The sequence below is a fragment of the Phenylobacterium sp. genome (assembly GCF_046290725.1).
GTDB lineage: Bacteria > Pseudomonadota > Alphaproteobacteria > Caulobacterales > Caulobacteraceae > Phenylobacterium.
On record NZ_JBKBUH010000002.1, the window covers coordinates 700,999 to 719,543 of the forward strand.

General features: G+C 67.9%; 20 protein-coding genes. 10 read left to right on the top strand and 10 right to left on the bottom strand.

The genetic code is table 11. From position 1 onward, the window contains the following. Nucleotides 1-39: 39 nt before the first annotated feature. The 4 genes from ACK41C_RS14710 to ACK41C_RS14725 all read right to left on the bottom strand — a co-directional run bounded on the left by ACK41C_RS14710 (nucleotide 40) and on the right by ACK41C_RS14725 (nucleotide 3,872). Entirely contained in the window at nucleotides 40-711 is a 672-nt protein-coding gene (locus ACK41C_RS14710; RefSeq protein WP_409655763.1) for an AAA family ATPase, read from the bottom strand. Nucleotides 712-823: 112 nt separating this feature from the next. After that, nucleotides 824-2,023: an acyl-CoA dehydrogenase family protein gene (locus ACK41C_RS14715; RefSeq protein ID WP_409655765.1), complete on the bottom strand. Its 1,200-nt coding sequence runs from the start codon at nucleotides 2,021-2,023 to the stop codon at nucleotides 824-826. 83 nt (nucleotides 2,024-2,106) lie between these two features. After that, nucleotides 2,107-2,871 (bottom strand): arginyltransferase, encoded by a 765-nt coding sequence (locus ACK41C_RS14720; protein ID WP_409655767.1) that lies wholly within the window; start codon nucleotides 2,869-2,871, stop codon nucleotides 2,107-2,109. A 98-nt stretch (nucleotides 2,872-2,969) separates the two neighbouring features. Further along, on the bottom strand, nucleotides 2,970-3,872 hold the full coding sequence (locus ACK41C_RS14725; protein WP_409655769.1) for a flagellar motor protein MotB: 903 nt from the start codon (nucleotides 3,870-3,872) through the stop codon (nucleotides 2,970-2,972). An 81-nt stretch (nucleotides 3,873-3,953) separates the two neighbouring features. Between ACK41C_RS14725 and ACK41C_RS14730 the strand changes: the two genes are divergently transcribed. Next, nucleotides 3,954-4,808 (top strand): NAD(P)-dependent oxidoreductase, encoded by an 855-nt coding sequence (locus tag ACK41C_RS14730; RefSeq protein WP_409655771.1) that lies wholly within the window; start codon nucleotides 3,954-3,956, stop codon nucleotides 4,806-4,808. A 2-nt stretch (nucleotides 4,809-4,810) separates the two neighbouring features. Continuing rightward, nucleotides 4,811-5,437: a glutathione S-transferase family protein gene (locus ACK41C_RS14735; protein ID WP_409655773.1), complete on the top strand. Its 627-nt coding sequence runs from the start codon at nucleotides 4,811-4,813 to the stop codon at nucleotides 5,435-5,437. On the opposite strand, the gene ACK41C_RS14740 is transcribed toward ACK41C_RS14735, so the two are convergent. From ACK41C_RS14740 to ACK41C_RS14750, 3 genes are read right to left on the bottom strand one after another with little or no spacing between them, the layout of a single operon-like run. Beyond that, nucleotides 5,413-5,820: an NUDIX hydrolase gene (locus ACK41C_RS14740; RefSeq protein ID WP_409655775.1), complete on the bottom strand. Its 408-nt coding sequence runs from the start codon at nucleotides 5,818-5,820 to the stop codon at nucleotides 5,413-5,415. The genes ACK41C_RS14735 and ACK41C_RS14740 overlap by 25 nt on opposite strands. Next, nucleotides 5,817-6,833: a porphobilinogen synthase gene (gene hemB / locus ACK41C_RS14745; RefSeq protein WP_409655777.1), complete on the bottom strand. Its 1,017-nt coding sequence runs from the start codon at nucleotides 6,831-6,833 to the stop codon at nucleotides 5,817-5,819. Before hemB ends, ACK41C_RS14740 begins: the two co-directional genes overlap by 4 nt. After that, nucleotides 6,830-7,309, bottom strand: coding sequence for a hypothetical protein (locus ACK41C_RS14750; RefSeq protein WP_409655779.1), 480 nt, complete (start codon nucleotides 7,307-7,309; stop codon nucleotides 6,830-6,832). The genes hemB and ACK41C_RS14750 overlap by 4 nt, the downstream gene beginning before the upstream one ends. 109 nt (nucleotides 7,310-7,418) lie before the next feature. Between ACK41C_RS14750 and ACK41C_RS14755 the strand changes: the two genes are divergently transcribed. From ACK41C_RS14755 to hemA, 4 genes are all read left to right on the top strand, one after another. Next, nucleotides 7,419-8,558 carry an isobutyryl-CoA dehydrogenase gene (locus tag ACK41C_RS14755; RefSeq protein ID WP_409655781.1) on the top strand — a complete coding sequence of 380 codons (1,140 nt, stop codon included), beginning with the start codon at nucleotides 7,419-7,421 and terminating at the stop codon, nucleotides 8,556-8,558. Beyond that, nucleotides 8,555-9,601 carry an enoyl-CoA hydratase/isomerase family protein gene (locus tag ACK41C_RS14760; protein WP_409655783.1) on the top strand — a complete coding sequence of 349 codons (1,047 nt, stop codon included), beginning with the start codon at nucleotides 8,555-8,557 and terminating at the stop codon, nucleotides 9,599-9,601. The genes ACK41C_RS14755 and ACK41C_RS14760 overlap by 4 nt, the downstream gene beginning before the upstream one ends. 37 nt (nucleotides 9,602-9,638) lie before the next feature. Continuing rightward, the gene (locus ACK41C_RS14765; RefSeq protein WP_409655785.1) at nucleotides 9,639-10,379 is read left to right on the top strand and encodes a class I SAM-dependent methyltransferase; all 741 of its coding nucleotides are present in this window, start codon (nucleotides 9,639-9,641) and stop codon (nucleotides 10,377-10,379) included. A 216-nt stretch (nucleotides 10,380-10,595) separates the two neighbouring features. Further along, on the top strand, nucleotides 10,596-11,825 hold the full coding sequence (hemA, locus tag ACK41C_RS14770; RefSeq protein WP_409655787.1) for a 5-aminolevulinate synthase: 1,230 nt from the start codon (nucleotides 10,596-10,598) through the stop codon (nucleotides 11,823-11,825). Nucleotides 11,826-11,911: 86 nt separating this feature from the next. Here hemA and ACK41C_RS14775 read toward each other — a convergent pair whose 3' ends face one another. After that, nucleotides 11,912-12,175 (bottom strand): hypothetical protein, encoded by a 264-nt coding sequence (locus ACK41C_RS14775; protein ID WP_409655789.1) that lies wholly within the window; start codon nucleotides 12,173-12,175, stop codon nucleotides 11,912-11,914. Between the two features lie 8 nt (nucleotides 12,176-12,183). Further along, nucleotides 12,184-12,582 carry a nucleoside triphosphate pyrophosphohydrolase gene (locus ACK41C_RS14780; RefSeq protein WP_409655790.1) on the bottom strand — a complete coding sequence of 133 codons (399 nt, stop codon included), beginning with the start codon at nucleotides 12,580-12,582 and terminating at the stop codon, nucleotides 12,184-12,186. A 64-nt stretch (nucleotides 12,583-12,646) separates the two neighbouring features. On the opposite strand from ACK41C_RS14780, the gene ACK41C_RS14785 reads away from it, so the two are divergent. Further along, the gene (locus tag ACK41C_RS14785; protein WP_409655792.1) at nucleotides 12,647-13,069 is read left to right on the top strand and encodes a GFA family protein; all 423 of its coding nucleotides are present in this window, start codon (nucleotides 12,647-12,649) and stop codon (nucleotides 13,067-13,069) included. Here ACK41C_RS14785 and ACK41C_RS14790 read toward each other — a convergent pair. Continuing rightward, nucleotides 13,042-13,710, bottom strand: a complete 669-nt coding sequence (locus tag ACK41C_RS14790; protein ID WP_409655794.1) for an HAD-IB family hydrolase — start codon at nucleotides 13,708-13,710, stop codon at nucleotides 13,042-13,044. The two genes, ACK41C_RS14785 and ACK41C_RS14790, sit on opposite strands and share 28 nt — an antisense overlap. 287 nt (nucleotides 13,711-13,997) lie before the next feature. On the opposite strand from ACK41C_RS14790, the gene clpX reads away from it, so the two are divergent. The 3 genes from clpX to ACK41C_RS14805 all read left to right on the top strand — a co-directional run bounded on the left by clpX (nucleotide 13,998) and on the right by ACK41C_RS14805 (nucleotide 18,469). Then, a complete protein-coding gene (gene clpX / locus ACK41C_RS14795) occupies nucleotides 13,998-15,260 on the top strand; it encodes an ATP-dependent Clp protease ATP-binding subunit ClpX (RefSeq protein ID WP_409655796.1) in 1,263 nt (420 codons plus the stop codon). Between the two features lie 374 nt (nucleotides 15,261-15,634). Continuing rightward, nucleotides 15,635-18,034: an endopeptidase La gene (gene lon, locus ACK41C_RS14800; RefSeq protein WP_409655798.1), complete on the top strand. Its 2,400-nt coding sequence runs from the start codon at nucleotides 15,635-15,637 to the stop codon at nucleotides 18,032-18,034. Nucleotides 18,035-18,196: 162 nt separating this feature from the next. Further along, complete coding sequence (locus ACK41C_RS14805) at nucleotides 18,197-18,469, top strand: HU family DNA-binding protein (RefSeq protein WP_409655800.1); 273 nt, start codon at nucleotides 18,197-18,199, stop codon at nucleotides 18,467-18,469. Nucleotides 18,470-18,545 lie beyond the last annotated feature (76 nt).

Sequence of the window (18,545 nt, forward strand, 5' to 3'; positions counted from 1 at the left end):
GGGTCGTTTCTCGACCAAGCCGAGATGGGCCGCAAGTCTTCACTCGAAAAGGTCAAGATTCTCGGACTCGTCTTCAAGAATCTGCCGCGCCAGGGCGCGGGAAATCGGCCGCTGCTCGTCGTCGGCGGTCTCGTCCAGACGTTTGACGATCTCGCGGGCATAGGGGATGGACCGCTCCATGCGTCGCAGGAGATAGGAGAAAACCTCCCGGGGCGGCCGAATGCTCCGCTCGCGGAAGAATTTTCTCAACACGCCTTCCAGGACCTCGTCGTCCGGCTCCTCGATCAGGGCGACCGGCAAGGCGTTGAGTCGCGAACGCAGGTCGGGCAGGTCGGCGGGCCAGGCGGCCGGTGCGGTCCGGGCGGTCATCAAGAGGCCGCCGCCCTCGCGCCCGGCCATATTGATCAGGTGGAAGAGGGCCTCGGCCTGGATGCCCGCGTCCACGTCCTCCACCAGCACCGGCCGGCCGGCGGCGGCCTCGATGTCCGGGTTTTCGCGAGCAAGGATCGCGGCGCCCGCCTGCTCGGCCCAGTGGCGCGCCAGGTGGGTCTTGCCGACGCCGGGCGGCCCCACCAGGGTCAGCACGCCGCCATGCCAGCGGGGCCAAGCCTCCAGCAAGGCGATGGCCTGGCTGTTCGAAGGGCCGCGGACAAAATCGTCGAGCGCGTAGGAGACGGGCCGCCTGAGCTGCAGGCGAAGCTGGCGCGTCATACGTCTCGTCCGGGGCCGTTTACCACGCACCCAGTCTATCAAGCTGGAGGCCGCCGGTCGACGCGGGCCCCCGCAGTCCCTGGGGATGGCCGCGCGGGGCCTGTTGACGATCTCAGTAGGTGTGCCGGTTCGGGTCCGGCAGGCCCAGGATGCGCTTGGCGATGATGTTGTTCTGGATCTCGTAGGAGCCGCCGGCGATGGTGGACGACTTGATCCGCAGGTAGGCGCGCCCCGCCGCCAGCTCCTCTTGCGTGAACTCGTCGCCGTCCCAGCCCAGGCCGTTCAGGCCCAGAGCCTCCACCACCATCTCGCAATGGTCGGTGTTGTTGCGGGAGGCGGCGTTCTTCATGATCGAGGTCGCCGCGCTGGGGCCGTTCTGGCTCCGCGCATCCTCCGCGACGCGAGCCTGGGTGAGCGCGTAGGCGCGCACGTCCATTTCCTGCTGGATCAGGCGGGTGCGGAAGTCCTCGTCGGCCAGCGTCCCGTCCTCCTCGCGCCCGATGTAGTCGAGCGCCGCCTTGCGCAGGGCGGCCGGATTGGTCCGCGCCGGGCCGCCGGTCCCGCCCGAAAGCCCGTTGCGCTCGTGCTGCAGCAGGCGCTTTCCCACTGTCCAGCCGCCGTTCAGCGGGCCGACCAGGTTCTCCTTCGGCACCTTCACGTCGGTGAAGAAGGTCTCGCAGAAGGGCGAAGATCCGGAGATCAGCCGGATCGGCCGAACCTCCACGCCCGGCGAACGCATGTCGATCAGCAGGAACGAGATGCCCTCGTGCTTCTTGGTCGGGTCGGTGCGGGTCAGGCAGAAGCACCAGTCGGCGTATTGCGCGCCGGAGGTCCAGATCTTCTGTCCGTTGACCAGGAAGTGGTCGCCCTTGTCCTCGGCGCGCGTCTGCAGCGAGGCGAGGTCCGAGCCCGCGCCCGGCTCCGAATAGCCCTGGCACCAGCGCAGCTCGCCGCGGACGATGGGCGGGATGTGGCGCTGCTTCTGCTCTTCGGTTCCGTATTCGAGCAAGGTCGGCCCGAACATCATCACGCCCATGCCGCCGATGGGGTTCCAGGCGCCGAGGGCGGCCATCTCCTCGCGCAGGATCTTGGCCTCACGAGGGTTAAGTCCGCCGCCGCCATAGGCCTTGGGCCAGGTGGGGACGCCCCAGCCCTTCTCACCCATCCGCGCCTTCCAGAGCTTGTAGTCGCCGTCCTCGGCGACTGGCGCCTCGGCCGACATGATCGCGCCGCGGCCCTTCAGCGAGGGTGGGAAATTCTCGGCCAGCCAGGCGCGGGCCTCATCGCGGAAGACGTCGAGCGGGGCGTTCATGGCGGACCTCCCGGGCAGCTCTCCAGGCTCCCTTCGAGGTCATGAGACGGCCGCAGGCTGCGGCTGTCAACGGCGCGGTATGGTCAGGACCGGATTGGAGGCGGCCGGTCGCGCGCCGACATCAAGGCCCAGCCCTCCGGCCGGAGGATCTCGATGGGCGAGAAGCGCGCCTTGTAGTCCATCTTCTCCGAGCCGCGCACCCAGTAGCCCAGATAGACGTAGGGGATTTCGGTCAGGCAGGCCTGCACCACGTGGTCCAGGATCATGAACGACCCCAGGCTGCGGCGCCCCAGGGTCGGGTCGTAGAAGGAATAGACCAGCGATAGGCCGTCGCTCATCAGGTCGACGAGGGCGCAGGCGATCAGGTCGCCTGGGCCGCCGTCGCGCGAGGCCAGGCGGTATTCGATGATGTGGGTGCGGACCGCAGTGTCCTCGACCATGGCGACGTAATCGGGCCAGGTCATCTCGGCCATGCCGCCGTCGGCGTGGCGGCTATGGAGATAGCGGCGGAGCAGGTCGAACTGCTCCATGGTCGCCTCGGCCTCCACCAGATGGCGTTCGATGTCGGGGTTGCGGTTCAGCACCCGCCGCTCGTAGCGGGAGAAGACGTAGTCTCGCGCCGGGATCCGCGCCGAAACACAGGCCGAGCAGGCCTCGCAGGCCGGCCGGTAGGCGATGTTCTGAGAGCGCCTGAAGCCCACCTGGGTGAGGCTGTCGTTCACGCTCGCGCCGTCCGAGAGGGGCAGGTGCGCGAACACCTTCCGCTCATATCGCTCCGGCAGGTACGGGCAGGGCGCAGGCGCGGTCAGGAAGAACCTGAGCTGTCGCGTCGGAAAGTGCTGCGTCACGGACTTGCGATCGCTTTCGTACCACTGCGCCTATAGCCGATTAGGCGGCATGGCGGGCCAGTTCGCAAGCCGCGAAACGCCACAGGAGCGCTCCGGTTCTAAAGCCCATGGTCGGGAGGCAGCACGGGCGCTTCCCGCAGCAGGACGATGGTGATGCGGCGGTTGCCCGCGAGCGTCGGATCGTCCGGATAGAGAGGTTCGGAGCTGGCCTTGCCCGAAACCTGGTAGACGCGGTCGGCGTCCACGCCCGTCGATTGCAGGACCTTGCGCGAGGCGTCGGCGCGGGCCGAGGAGAGCGCCCAGTCGGTGTCGGCCCGGACCCCGTTGCGGCTGAGATTGGTGTGACCCGAGATCGAGATCCGATTCGGCAACTGATTGATGGTGCGCGCGATGGCCCGCAGCAGGAGCTTGGCGCGGTCGTTGGGTTCGGCCCGACCCTCGGCGAACATGGAGCGGCCCTCCTGGTCCACCAGCTGGATGCGCAGGCCCTCCGGCGTCTGGTCGATCAGGATGTTCTTCGACAGCTCCGCAAGCTCCGGCATGTCCTGCAGCGCCTGGCGCAGGGCCTGGGCGGCGGAGGCGAAAGAAGCCTGCTCGCGTTTCATCAGGGCTTCGCGCAAGGCCTCGGTGGAGGCCTCGGGGGCGACCTCCTTGGCCGCATCGGTCTGGTTGCCGTCGTTCTGGTTCTTCGCCTCGGGCGCCATCTCCTCGATGATCGCCATGGAGCCGGAGCCCTTGGCCCCGTCCTCGCCCAGCGCCGTGCCGCCGAGGATGCCGCCGGAGCCGGAGGTGGTCTCCGAAACGCTGGCCGGGGCGAAATAGTCGGCGATGCCGCGCTTCTGCTCGGGACTCGTCGTATTGATCAGCCACATCAGCAGGAAGAAGGCCATCATCGCGGTCACGAAGTCCGCATAGGCCACCTTCCATGCGCCGCCGTGATGCGCGTGGCCGTGGCCCTTCTTGACCTTCTTGATCAGGATGGGGGCTTCGCCCATCGCCATGGCGGCTGTCCCATTAAGGTTGATGTCCGGGGCACCGTGGCCCAGGGCCGTTAAGATGACGTTGAGTTGGAAGGAGCCGGCATGAAGGTCGCATTCGCGGGTCTGGGGGTGATGGGCTTTCCCATGGCCGGGCATCTGGCCCGCGCCGGTCACGAGGTCAGCGTCTTCAACCGCAGCCCGGAGAAGGCGCAGCGCTGGGCCGCCGCCCATGGCGGCCGCGCCGCCGCCACCGTCGCCGAGGCGGCCGACGGCGCGGAGATCGTCTTCCTCTGCGTGGGAAACGACGACGACGTCCGCCAGGTCACGGGCCTGGCCCTGCCGGCCATGGCCCCAGGCGGAATCGTGGTCGATCACACAACGACTTCCGCGAAGGTTGCGCGTGAGATGGCCGAGCTTGCGGCAAGGTCCGGCCGCTGGTTCGTGGACGCGCCGGTCTCCGGTGGTCAGGCCGGCGCCGAGAAGGGCCAGCTCACCGTCATGTGCGGCGGCGACGAGACGGCCTTCGCCCGCGCCGAGCCGGTCATCGCGGCCTTCGCCAAGGCCGTGCGCCGCATGGGTGGGCCGGGCGCGGGCCAGCTGACCAAGATGGTCAATCAGATATGCATCGCCGGCGTGGTCCAGGGCCTCGCCGAAGGCCTGCACTTCGCCAAGCGCGCGGGCCTCGACCCGCTGGAGGTCTACGAGGCGATCTCCAAGGGCGCGGCCCAGTCCTGGCAGATGGACAACCGCTGGAAGACCATGAGCGAAGGCAGGTTCGACTTTGGCTTCGCGGTCGACTGGATGCGCAAGGACCTGGGCCTGGTGCTGGACGAGGCCGCCGCCAACGGCGCCAAACTCGACATGACCGCCCTGGTGGACGGCTTCTACGCTGAGGTCCAGGCGCTGGGCGGAAGCCGCTGGGACACCTCCAGCCTGGTGGCGCGGCTGGAGCCCTGACCATGCTGAGGATCCTGGGCCGGACGCGGTCGATCAATGTCCGCAAGGCGCTCTGGGCCGCCGTGGAGGCGGACGCGCCGTTCGTTCACGAGGATCGCTGGGGCTGGCCGGACGCCAGCCTGAGCTCGCCGGACTTCCTGCGCCTGAACCCCAACGGGCTGGTTCCAGTCATCGTCGACGCGGACGTCGTTCTCTGGGAATCCAACACCATCTGCCGCTATCTGGCGGCCAAGGCAGGTCGTCAGGATCTGCTTCCAGCCGATCCGGCGGCGCGGGCGCGGGTCGAGATGTGGATGGACTGGCAGGCGACCGAACTTAACGGCGCCTGGCGTTATGCATTTCCCGCCCTGGCGCGTGGCGAGCCGAAGACGCCCGACCCCGTCCGACTCGCCGAGAGCGTCGCCGCATGGAACAGGGCGATGGCGATTCTAAACTCGAGGCTGGCGGAAACGGGGGCCTATGTGGCCGGGGATAGCTTCACGGTCGCGGATGTCGGGACCGGTCTCTCGGCGCACCGCTGGCGCATGACGCCCATGGCTCACGCCGACCTGCCGCTGGTGCACGTCTATCTGGAGCGCTTGGCCGACCGCCCGGGGTTTGCGCGCTACGCCACCGAGGAGTGGCCATGACGCAGTCGGGGCAGAACCTGAGTTTCAAGTAGCGGCGCCAGCGGCGCAGGCGCGGCGCCGTCGGGATCGAGCCACATCAACTCCTCGATCTCGGCGCGGACGGCGAGTTCGCCGGCGATGTAGGCCAGATAGATCGCCCCATAGACCCGCGCGCCCGCCTCGTTGGCCGCGGGCGCATCGAAGGTCCCGAGGTGCGTCGCGCTGGAAAGCTCGCAGCCCAGTTCCTCGCGCAGCTCCCGGGCCAAGGTCTCCAGATCGGATTCCCCCGGTTCGCGCTTGCCGCCCGGCAGCATGAAGGCCGCCGTACCGCGCTTGCGGACGGTCAGCACGCGCCCGCCGGTGTCGCGGATCACGCCGGCGACGATCTCGATGACGCGGCTCACGCGCCCAGCAGGCGCGCCGCGCGGGGGGCGAAATAGGTGATGATCCCGGCGCAGCCGGCGCGCTTGAAGGCGGCCAAGCTTTCCAGGATCGCGCGCTCCTCGTCGAGCCAGCCGTTCCGGGCCGCCGCCATCAGCATGGCGTACTCGCCCGAGACCTGGAAGGCGAAGGTCGGCATGGCGAAGGCCTGGACCACCCGCTGGACGATGTCGAGATAGGGCATGCCCGGCTTGACCATGACCATGTCGGCGCCCTCGGCGATGTCCAGCGCCACCTCCCGCAGGGCCTCGTCGGAATTGGCCGGGTCCATCTGGTAGGTCTTCTTGTCGCCCGGATTGTCCACCGACCCGGTCCCCAGCTTTCCGGAGCCGATGGCGTCGCGGTAGGGGCCGTAGAAGGCCGAGGCGTACTTGGCCGCATAGGACATGATCATGGTGTCCTGCAGGCCCGCGCCTTCGAGCGCGGCGCGCAGGGCGCCGACGCGGCCGTCCATCATGTCGGAGGGCGCCAGGATGTCGGCGCCGGCCTTGGCCTGCATCAGGCCCTGCTCGATCAGGCGCTCGATGGTGGCGTCGTTCAGGATCTTGCCCCCTTCGATCAGGCCGTCATGGCCGTGGTCGGTGAAGGGGTCCAGCGCCACGTCGCACATGATCCCCACCTCGGGCGCCGCATCCTTCATCGCTTTGACGGCGTTGGCGATCAGGCCGTTGGGATCGTGGGCCAGGCTGCCGTCGGCGTCCTTCTTGGCGCCGTCGATATGCGGAAAGACCGCGATGGCGGGGACGCCCAAGGCCTTGGCTTCTTTCGCCGCCTTGGCGGCCTCCTTCACCGAGAGGCGGGCGACGCCGGGCATGGAGGCCACTGGAACCTCGCCCTCGCCCTCGTGCACCACCATGGACCAGATCAGGTCGGCCGGCGTCAGCACGCTTTCGCGCACCAGGCGGCGGGTCCAGTCGGCCTGGCGCAGGCGGCGCAGGCGCAGGGCGGGATAGGCGGCGAGGGGGGCTTGGCTCATAGCCGGGCGCTGTGACCCATCCCCTGCGCCGACGCAAGCCTGATGAAGCCCAACAGCGGCGCGGCGGCCAGCCACAGGCAGGTCAGGAACCAGAAGGCTCCGGCGAGCACCGCCGCCAGCACCGTGAACGGGCCTAGCGACAGCCGCGAAAGCTCCACCCGCACTTCACCCCATCCATTCCAGCCGTGCAGGCGGGTCACCTCCAGGAGCTCGGCCACCACCCCGATAGCCGCCCCCAGGATCGACAGGCCCGCCGCCACGGTCAGGCCGAATGCGATCCAGAAGATCCGGATCTGGAAATCGTGGTGCGAGCGCAGCGTCGGTGGGGCGTCGTCGCGCTGCGAATAGGCGATGACCACGGCGATCAGGGCCGTCACCCCGGCGAAGAAGATCGACGAGAACAAGAGCGCATAGTTGATGAGGGCAAGGTTCCGCGCAGGCTCTTCCGCCCGCGCGCCGATCGCCGAATTCGCCATCCAATTCCCCCCGGAAAAGGCGCCGCCAGGCGGCTCCGCGTCGTTGACAGGGTGCGCCAGCGCGGCGACTTGCTCAAGTCGCGCAATTTTTTCCCGCCTCGAAAGCCCCATGGACTTCAATCTCACCGACGATCAACAGGCCATCCAGGACGCCGCTCGGGCATTCGCCGCCGCCGAGCTTGCGCCCCATTCCGCCCGCTGGGACGAGGAGAAGCACTTCCCGGTCGAGACCCTGCGCAAGGCCGCCGAGCTCGGCTTCGCAGGCGTCTACATCTCCGAGGATGTGGGCGGATCGGCCCTGACCCGGCTCGACGCCTCCATCGTCTTCGAGGCCCTGTCCTACGGCGACGTGGCCACGGCGGCCTATCTCACCATCCACAACATGGCCTCGTGGATGATCGACCGCTTCGGCTCGGAGGATCTGCGCAAGCGCTACCTGCCGCGCCTGACCAGCATGGAGCTGATCGCCTCCTACTGCCTGACCGAGCCCGGCTCCGGCTCCGATGCGGCGGCGATGCGTACGACGGCGCGGCTGGAAGGCGACCACTATGTGCTGAACGGGGGCAAGGCTTTCATCTCCGGCGCCGGAGTCTCGGACGTCTATGTTGTCATGGCGCGCACGGGGGAGGCCGGCGCCAAGGGCGTGTCGGCCTTCGTGGTCGAGAAGGGGATGGAGGGGCTCTCCTTCGGAGGCCAGGAGAAGAAGATGGGCTGGAACGCTCAGCCCACCGCCCAGGTCAATTTCGACAACGTCCGGGTGTCGGCGGAAAACCGCATCGGCGGCGAAGGGGAGGGCTTCCGCTTCGCCATGATGGGGCTGGACGGCGGTCGGCTGAACATCGCCTCCTGCTCGCTGGGCGGCGCCGCCTTCGCCCTGGACACCGCCCAGGCCTACATGCTGGAGCGCCAGCAGTTCGGGAAGCGGCTGGCCGACTTCCAGGCCCTGCAGTTCAAGCTGGCGGACATGGCCACCGAGTTGGAGGCGGCGCGTCTGATGGTGCGCCGGGCGGCGCACGCCCTCGACAACCGCGACCCTCAGGCCACCAAGCTCTGCGCCATGGCCAAGCGCTTCGCCACCGACGCCGGCTTCGAGGTGGCCAACGAGGCCCTGCAGCTGCACGGCGGATACGGCTATCTGAAGGACTATCCGCTGGAGCGGGTGGTGCGCGACCTGCGCGTCCACCAGATCCTGGAAGGAACGAACGAGATCATGCGGGTGATCGTGGCGCGGGAGATGCTGCGGCAATGACGGACGAAGTGCTGTCCCGGGTCGAAGGCGCCGTCGGGCGGATCACCCTGAACCGGCCCCAGGCGCTGCATGCGCTGACCACGGCGATGTGCCGGGCGATGACCGGGGCGCTGCTCGCGTGGCGGGAGGATCCGGCGGTCGAGCTGGTCATGCTGGACCATTCGGGCGAACGCGGCTTCTGCGCAGGCGGCGACATCCGCATGCTGGCCGACAGCGGGGCGGGCGACGGGGCGGCCGCGCGCGAATTCTTCTTCGTCGAGTACCGGCTGAACCACCTGCTGTTCGAGTACCCGAAGCCGGTGATCGCCTTCATGGATGGGATCACCATGGGCGGCGGGGTGGGGCTCTCCATGCCGGCCCGCTACCGCGTGGCGACCGAGCGGACCACCTTCGCCATGCCGGAGACGGGAATTGGCCTGTTCCCCGACGTCGGCGGCGGCTGGTACCTGCCGCGGATGCCCGACCACATCGGCCTGTGGCTGGCCCTGACCGGCGCCCGGATCAAGGCCGCCGACTGCGAACTGGTCGGCGTGGCCACCGACTATGTGGAGAGCGCTCGCATCACCGATCTGAAGAGCGCGATCCTGGACGATCCGGCCGCGGTCGAGACCCTGCTGACGCAGTTCGAGGGGGACGCCGGCCGCCCGCCGCTCGCCCAGCACCAGGACGAGATCGCCCGCCTCTTCGCGGGCGAGAGCGTGGAGGCGATCGTCGCGGCCCTGGAGACCGCCGACAGCGACTGGGCGCGCGAGCAGCTGAAGGTGCTTTCCACCAAGTCCCCCCAGACCCTGAAGGTCGCCTTCCGGCAGTTGCGCCTCGGCGCCCAGGCGCGGAGCTTCGCCGAGAACATGGCGATGGAGTACGCCATCGGCGCGCGGGTCGTGCAGCGTCCGGACTTCATCGAAGGCGTGCGGGCCGTGATCGTCGAAAAGGACAATGCGCCGCGCTGGGATCCGCCGACCCTGGAGGGCGTGACCGAGGCGATGATCGATTCGATTTTCGCGCCGCTTCCTTCCGCCGAGGCCTGGTCTCCGCTACCTTGAGGCCAAGGCGGGATCGAAATCCGCCGGGGAGGAAGACATGAAGCCCAGCATCTGGTTGGCCGCAGTTGCGGCCCTTGCGCTTTCCACCAACGCTTTCGCAGCGCCCGCGCCGCACCTGACCGCCGCCGTGGCCGACGCGAGCCGGCCGGACGCCGACAAGGCGCGCGACACCGACCGCAAGCCGGCCGAGGTGCTCGACTTCGCCGGCGTGAAGCCCGGCGACAAGGTGGTCGATTTCATTCCCGGCGGCGGATATTTCACCCGCGTGCTGGCCAAGGCGGTCGGGCCACAGGGCAAGGTCTACGCCGCCGCCCCGCCGGCCAGTTCGCCCGACGCCCAGCCGGCGGCCGCCCAGATCGCGGCGGAACCCGGCTATGGCAACGTCCAGGTGATTCCGCTGAACCCCGGCGCCTTCGCCGCGCCCGAGCCGGTGGACGTGATCTTCACCGCCCAGAACTATCACGATCTGCACCTGAAGCGGCTGAACGTGGACGTGCCGGCGGCCAACAAGTCGCTCTTCGACGCGCTGAAGCCGGGCGGCGTTCTACTGGTGGTCGACCACGCCGCAGTTGCAGGCGCGCCTCTGGAGGTCGCCGACACCCTGCACCGGATCGATCCGGCCAAGGCGAAGAGCGAAATCGAGGCCGCCGGCTTCGTCTTCGAGGGTGAAAGCGACGTGCTGCGCAACCCCGACGACCCCAAGACCGCCAGCGTTTTCGACCCGGCGATCCGCGGCAAGACCGACCAGTTCGTCTATCGGTTCCGCAGGCCGAGCTGACATCTCCTGCGCTCGGCTTGATGAAGGTCAATTCCCCGCCCGAAGCGGCGGGGGATAACCCTGTCGACCACGAAGACTCCGCGGGCGCTCACGAAAACTGATGGGCCGCGGCATGACGAATTATGGACAATGGGGCCTCGCGGCGCGATAAGCCCTGCAAAGCAAGGGGACCGTCTGGGCGCGAGATCGTCGAGCGTACCGGCGGAAGTTCAGTCGATGGATTACAAGGCCGCCTTTCACACCGCCCTCGAACGCGTTCGTTCGGAAGGCCGTTATCGTGTGTTCGCGGACCTGAAGCGCCACCGCGGCGACTTCCCGCGGGCGACCTGGACGAAGGAGGACGGCTCGACCTCGGAGGTCGTGGTCTGGTGCTCCAACGACTATCTGGGCCAGGGGCAGAACCCGGTCGTACTCGACGCCATGCACAAGGCGATCGAGGAGGCCGGCGCCGGTTCCGGCGGCACCCGCAACATCTCCGGCACCACCCACTATCACGTGGAACTGGAGCATGAGCTCGCCGACCTGCACGGTAAGGAAGCGGCCCTGCTGTTCACCTCGGGCTACGTGTCCAACGAGGCTTCGCTCTCGACCCTCTACAAGATCCTGCCCGGGCTGATCGTCTTCTCCGACGAACTGAACCACAATTCGATGATCTCCGGCATCCGGGCCGGCAAGCGCGAGCAGCGCCACGTCTTCCGCCACAACGACCTGGCCCACCTGGAGGAGCTGCTGGCCGCCGCTCCGGCCGACGCGCCCAAGCTGATCGCCTTCGAAAGCGTCTATTCCATGGACGGCGACATCGCCGACATGGCCGGGACCGTGGCGCTTGCCAAGAAGTACGGCGCCATGACCTATCTCGACGAGGTCCACGCGGTCGGCATGTACGGCCCCCGCGGGGCGGGCGTGGCCGAGCGCGACGGGGTGATGGCCGAGATCGACATCATCGAAGGCACCCTCGGCAAGGCCTTCGGGGTGATGGGCGGCTACATCGCGGCCGATGCGGTGATCGTCGACGCCATCCGCTCCTATGCCGACGGCTTCATCTTCACGACCTCGCTTCCGCCGGCGCTCGCCGCCGGGGCGGTGGCCTCGATCCGTTACCTGAAGGAGCACGGCGAAGTCCGCGATGCGCATCAGGAACGCGCCGCCACGCTCAAGGCCCGCCTGATCGCCGCCGGCCTGCCGGTCATGCCCTCGGTCAGCCACATCGTGCCGGTGCTGGTGGGCGATCCGGTCCACTGCAAGATGATCTCGGACATCCTGCTCGAAGAGCACGGCGTCTACGTCCAGCCGATCAACTACCCGACGGTGCCGCGCGGCACCGAGCGCCTGCGCTTCACGCCTTCGCCGGCCCACACCGACGAAATGATGGACCACCTGGTCAAGGCGCTCGAGAAGCTCTGGGTCCACTGCAACATCGCCCGCGTCGGCGGCGTGGCGGCCTGATCGGCGGCATTGCCTGGCCTGAGGGCGGGACGGTCGCAGACGAGGTCCTCCTCTCCTCATTGCAGAGGAAGAGCGCGGTTCGCGGTCTACCGGGAGCGAAGGCGGTCTTCGGCGATGGCGCGTAACCGCGCCTGGCCCTCGGGTCCGGTGACGTCGAACCGGTCGAAGGTCCGGCCGTCTTCGGCGCGGATGTCGGCGAACAGGCCCTTGGGATCTTCGTGGAAATGCAGGAAGGCCTTGGACTTGCTGTAGAACACGCCGCGGGATTTTTCCGCCAAGCCCGGCAGGGCGCGAAGGTGCGCGAGAAGGGGTTCCAGCGCATCCAGCGCGGCGGAGCCGGCGTGCTTCATCGGGCGCCTCAGTCCTCGAGCGGGACTTCAGGATACTGCAAGGGTCTGGCGAGGTAATAGGCGATCGCCGGCAGGTCGGGCGGACCCTCGACCGCGGCGTTGTAGACCCGGCCGTCGAAGCCGCCGCGTTCGGCGCGCTTGGCCAGGCGCAAGCGCTCCACCTGTTCGGCCGTCACGCCTGCCGCGGCCATCAGGGCGAGCATCACCTCGGAAAGGTCGGCGAGCTCTCCCGCAAGCTCTTCGGGGGAGGCCGCGGCCTGCGCCTCTGCGGCTTCCTCGACCAGCTTGGCCTGGAGCGCGGCCAGGTACTCCGCCTCGCCCAGCCGCCGCTCGAAGACCGAAAGGCCCTGCGCGCGCATGATAGCGGGCAGCTTGTCGCGAATGAGCTTCTCGACCACGAACCGCATCGCCGCCTTCCCCTCTGCGTTAGGCCTATCATAGTTGGACGCCGGTTTGCGCGCAGGAGGCGAGATGAATCGGGAAGGCGGATGCGCCTGCGGGCGGGTGCGGTTCGTGACGCGCGGCGACCCTCTGCGGGTGGGAATCTGCCATTGCCTGACCTGCCGCAAGCGCCACGGCGCGCCGTTCAACGCCTATGCGGCGTTCGAGGCCGGCCAGGTGCGGGTGAGGGGCGAACTGGCCTGCTGGCCCACCGGTGAACATGGCCGTGAATGGGGGTGCGGCGTCTGCGGCTCGCCCGTCTTCTGGAGCGACGAGCGTGAAGCCGAGCGGGAGGTCCATTTGGGGGCCTTCGACGAACCCGGTCCGTTCACGCCGCAGTACGAGATCTGGACCGTACGCCGGGAGCCGTGGCTGCCGGACTTCGGCCTGCCGGGGCACGAGCGGGATCGTCCGCCGGACGCGGTCTACGGCGTGGCGGAGAAGACGCGGTAGCCGGCCTCGTCGGCGATCTGCAGCATCTCGCGGTCGCCCGCGGTGTCGCCGTAGGCCGCCCGCAGCCGCACGTCCGGCCCGAACGCCGCCTGGAGACGCCGCACCTTCTCCTCGCCGCGGCAATTCGTCCCGAGGAAGGCGCCGGTGACCCGGTCTCGCTCGTCATAGGCGAGCTGGGTGCCCAGCAGAAGGTCGGCGCCCAAGCCCCGGGCGAACGGCGCCACCACCACATCGGGGGACGCCGTCACGATGACCAGCGTCGCGCGCTTGCGCCGCCAGCGCCGCCAGACCTCGACGGCGTCCGGCCGCAGCAGGCGAGGGGCCATGACCTTGGCGAAGGCCCGGGCCTCCTCCTCGAGGGTCTCGCGCGGCAGGCCGGCCAGGAATTCCTTGACCGCGGCCGCCTTGATCCGCCCGCGGTCCCGATGGACCAGATAGGCCGCCGCGGCGGGCGCCAGGCGCGCCATGCCGAGCATGTGGCGCGGGCCGGAGCAGCGCCATTTCAGGAAGGCGGTGAAGGAATCGCGCACCGTCAGGGTGCCGTCGAAATCGAAGGCGACGACGCCGGCGTCGTCGACGCGTTCATCCAGGCGCTCCCCCCCGTTCGAGGCGCCGATTCTATGCAGGCTCCGTCTGGCCATATCCCCCTAACGCGCCACGCGTGCGGCGCGTCCCTCCGGCGCAGGAGCCGCAGCCACTTGCGCCGTATCGGCACATTCCCATCTAGGGATTCGAAGGCGCCCGCCATCGGACGTTCGCCGCGAATTGTCGCTGCAGGCCTTACAAGGCTTGTGATCCGATCGCGGATCGGGGAATGTCAAGGATTAGACAACCCCCCGGCGCGTATCCTGCAATGACGGAGTCAGGACGCCTCCGGGGCGGACGTCGGCGGGCGTCCGCAGGCGTCGTCAGAGAGTGAGAAACGACCATGACCAAGGCCGCGAGCGGGGACTCCAAGAGCACTCTCTATTGCTCTTTCTGCGGCAAGAGCCAGCACGAGGTCCGCAAGCTGATCGCGGGCCCGACCGTGTTCATCTGCGATGAATGCGTCGAGCTGTGCATGGACATCATTCGCGAGGAGCACAAGATCTCCTTCGTGAAGTCCAAGGACGGCGTTCCCACTCCGAAGGAAATCCGCGAAGTCCTGGACGACTACGTGATCGGCCAGGACCACGCCAAGAAGGTGCTCTCGGTCGCGGTCCACAACCACTACAAGCGCCTGAACCACGCGACGAAGAACAACGACGTCGAGTTGGGCAAGGCCAACATCCTGCTGATCGGCCCGACCGGCACCGGCAAGACCCTGCTGGCCCAGACGCTCGCCCGAATCATCGACGTGCCCTTCACCGTGGCCGACGCCACGACGCTCACAGAAGCCGGCTATGTCGGCGAGGACGTCGAGAACATCATCCTGAAGCTGCTGCAGGCCGCCGACTACAATGTCGAGCGGGCGCAGCGCGGCATCGTCTATATCGACGAGGTCGACAAGATCAGCCGCAAATCGGACAACCCCTCGATCACCCGCGACGTGTCGGGCGAGGGCGTGCAGCAGGCGCTCCTGAAGATCATGGAAGGCACCGTCGCCTCCGTGCCGCCGCAAGGCGGGCGCAAGCATCCGCAGCAGGAGTTCCTGCAGGTCGACACCACCAACATCCTGTTCATCTGCGGCGGTGCCTTTGCGGGCCTCGAGAAGATCATCTCGGCCCGCGGCCAGGGCACCTCGATCGGCTTCGGCGCCAAGGTGGCCGACCCGGACGAGCGCCGCACGGGTGAAATCTTCCGTCAGGTGGAGCCGGACGACCTGCTGCGCTTCGGCCTGATCCCGGAATTCGTCGGCCGTCTGCCGGTGATCGCCACCCTGGACGACCTGGACGAAAAGGCCCTGGTGAAGATCCTCACCGAGCCGAAGAACGCCTTCGTCAAGCAGTACCAGCGCCTGTTCGACATGGAGAACGTCGGCCTGACCTTCACCGACGACGCTCTGAGCGCGGTGGCCCGCAAGGCCATCATCCGCAAGACCGGCGCGCGGGGCCTGCGCTCGATCCTGGAGGGCATTCTGCTCGACACCATGTACGAGCTGCCGACCTATGACGGCGTGGAAGAGGTGGTGGTCAACGCCGAGGTGGTGGAAGGCCGCGCCCAGCCGCTGATCATCTACGCCGAGCGCCGCGACAAGGGCGGCGCGGCCTGAGGGCCGGCCGGCGCGCGAGAGACGGAGGCCCCGCGGGCGACTGCGGGGCCTTTCCGTTTACGGCCGGGCTGCGGCGTTGCGGCCACAGGGCAGGGCGGGAGAATTAAAGCCTGCCCGGCGCTGCGGAGCACAAATTTGCTCGTTGTCATGTTCGGTAAAGGCAAAAGCGGTTAGCTGTGCCTGGAATTCGCGACGCCTTGCCGCGTGGCGGCCGGCCAAGCTTGAACCCAGCGGCAAAGCGTCCACATAAATGACCAACACGCCCGCCGGGGAAGGCGGGACGGGCCGTCCGACTCAGACGCATCGTCTGATGTAACCACGGTCCGGCGCCGAGCCCAGGAGTCCGAATGGGCCGGTCAGGAGTTCATTGCATCATGTCCGAGATCAAAACCCTTCCCATTCTGCCGCTGCGGGACATCGTGGTGTTCCCGCATCAACCGGTGCCGCTGTTCGTGGGCCGTGAGAAATCCGTACGCGCGCTCGAAGAGGCGATGCGGGGCGAAGGCAAGCAGATCCTTCTGGCCACCCAGAAGGACAAGGACGACGACGACCCGGCTCCCGAGGCCATCTACGAGGTCGGCGTGGTCGCCTCCATCCTGCAGCTCCTGAAGCTCCCCGACGGCACCGTGAAGGTGCTGGTGGAGGGCCGCGCGCGCGCCGGCATCTCCCGATTCACCGAGCAGGAGGAGTTCTACGAAGCCGAGATCGCCTTCATCTCCGAAGACGGGGTGGGGTCGGCCGAGGCCGAGGCGCTGTCGCGCGCCGTCGTCGAGCAGTTCGAAAACTATGTGAAGCTCAACAAGAAGGTCCCGCCGGAGGCGCTGGCTGCGATCCCGCAGATCGAATCCCCCGGTGAGCTCGCCGACCGCATCGCTTCGCACCTGTCGGTGAAGATCGCCGACAAGCAGGCCCTGCTCGAGATCTTCAACGTCGTGAAGCGGCTGGAGAAGGTCTACGCCCTGATGGAGGGCGAGATCTCGGTCATGCAGACCGAGAAGAAGATCCGCAATCGCGTGAAGCGTCAGATGGAGAAGACGCAGCGCGAGTATTATCTGAACGAGCAGATGAAGGCGATCCAGCGCGAGCTGGGCGAGCAGGACGACCAGCGCGACGAGCTGATCGAGCTCGAAAAGCGCATCAAGAAGACCAAGCTCTCCAAGGAGGCCCGCGCCAAGGCCGAGGGCGAGCTGAAGAAGCTGCGCAACATGAGCCCGATGTCGGCGGAATCCACCGTCGTGCGGAACTATCTCGACTGGCTGCTGTCGATCCCGTGGGGCAAGGCCAAGACCAAGCCTATCGACCTCGCCAAGGCCGAGGACATCCTCAACCGCGACCACTTCGGCCTGGAGAAGGTCAAGGAGCGGATCCTGGAGTATCTGGCCGTGCAGGCCCGCGTCGGCGCGCTGAAGGGCCCGATCCTCTGCCTGGTCGGTCCTCCGGGCGTGGGCAAGACCTCGCTGGGCAAGTCGATCGCCGAGGCCACGGCGCGCGAGTTCGTGCGCGTCTCCCTGGGCGGCGTGCGCGACGAGGCCGAGATCCGCGGCCACCGCCGGACCTATATCGGCTCCATGCCGGGCAAGATCATCCAGTCGATGAAGAAGGCCAAGTCGACCAACGCCTTCTTCCTGCTGGACGAGATCGACAAGATGGGCTCGGACTACCGGGGCGACCCGGCCTCGGCCCTGCTCGAGGTGCTGGACCCGTCGCAGAACTCCACCTTCGCCGACCACTATCTGGAGGTGGACTACGACCTGTCGCCGGTGATGTTCGTCACCACCGCCAACAGCCTCAACATGCCCCAGCCCCTGCTGGACCGCATGGAGATCATCCGCATCCCCGGCTACACCGAGGACGAGAAGGTCGAGATCGCCAAGCGGCACGTCCTGCCGAAGCTGACCAAGGACCACGGCCTGACGGCCGAGGAGTTCGTGGTTCCGGAACAGACCATCCGCGACCTGATCCGCTACTACACGCGTGAGGCCGGCGTCCGCTCGCTGGAGCGGGAGCTGGGCAACCTGGCGCGCAAGGTGGTCCGGGACCTGGGCCGGGAGAGCGTCAAGTCGATCACGGTCGACGCCGAACGCCTCGCCAAGTACGCCGGCGTGCGCAAGTACCGCTACGGCGAGACGGACGCGGAGGATCAGGTCGGCATCATCACCGGCTTGGCCTATACCGAGTTCGGCGGCGACATCCTGACCATCGAGGCGGTCAAGATGCCGGGCAAGGGCCGCATGTCCATCACCGGCAACCTGAAGGACGTGATGAAGGAGTCGATCTCGGCGGCGAACAGCTATGTGCGCTCGCGGGCGACCCGGTTCGGCATCGAGCCGCCGGTGTTCGAGAAGACCGACGTCCACATCCACGTGCCGGACGGCGCCACGCCCAAGGACGGCCCCTCGGCGGGTGCGGCCATGGCGACGGCGATCGTCTCGGTGCTGACCGGGGTCCCGATCCGCAAGGACATCGCCATGACCGGCGAGGTCACCCTGCGAGGCCGGGTCACCGCCATCGGCGGTCTGAAGGAGAAGCTGCTCGCGGCGCTCCGCTCGGGCGTGAAGACGGTGCTGATCCCGGAAGAGAACGTGAAGGACCTGGCCGACATCCCCGACAACGTGAAGTCGGCGATGGAAATCATCCCGGTTTCGACCATGGACGAGGTGCTGAGCCGCGCCCTGACCGAATCCCTGACCCCCATCGAATGGAACCCGGCTGACCAACCGGCGGTCTCGGTTCCGGCCGACGAGGGCGACGTGGAAGCGGTCATCACGCACTAAACCGGGGGAAAAGTCGAAAAATCCAGGCGGCGCGGGGGATTCCCGCGCCGCCTTCGTTTGACGCCGGGTGAGAGACCGCCATAATCGCCCGACGCGAAGCAGCCTCGCGACCGTCGCGGATTCTTCGCGGCACCTAGAGAAACGGGCTGGGAGAGACAAGAAATGACCAAGGCCGAACTCGTCACGGCGATCGCCGACAAGGCGGGCCTCAACAAGGCGCAGGCGAAAGACGCGCTGGAAGCGTTCATCGACTCCGTCACGGCGTCGCTCAAGGCGGGACAGGAAGTCCGGCTCGTCGGGTTCGGCAGCTTCGTGCCGGTCGACCGCGCCGCCGGCACGGCCCGCAACCCGCGCACCGGCGAGACCGTCAGCCGCCCCGCGTCGAAGACGGCCCGCTTCCGCGTGGGCGAAGGCCTGAAGAGCGCGCTGAACTAAGGCGCACGACCTTTCGGTTTGCAGAAGGGCGGCCCCGGCTTCCGGCGGCCGCCCTTTTCGCATCGGGCGGGCGGTG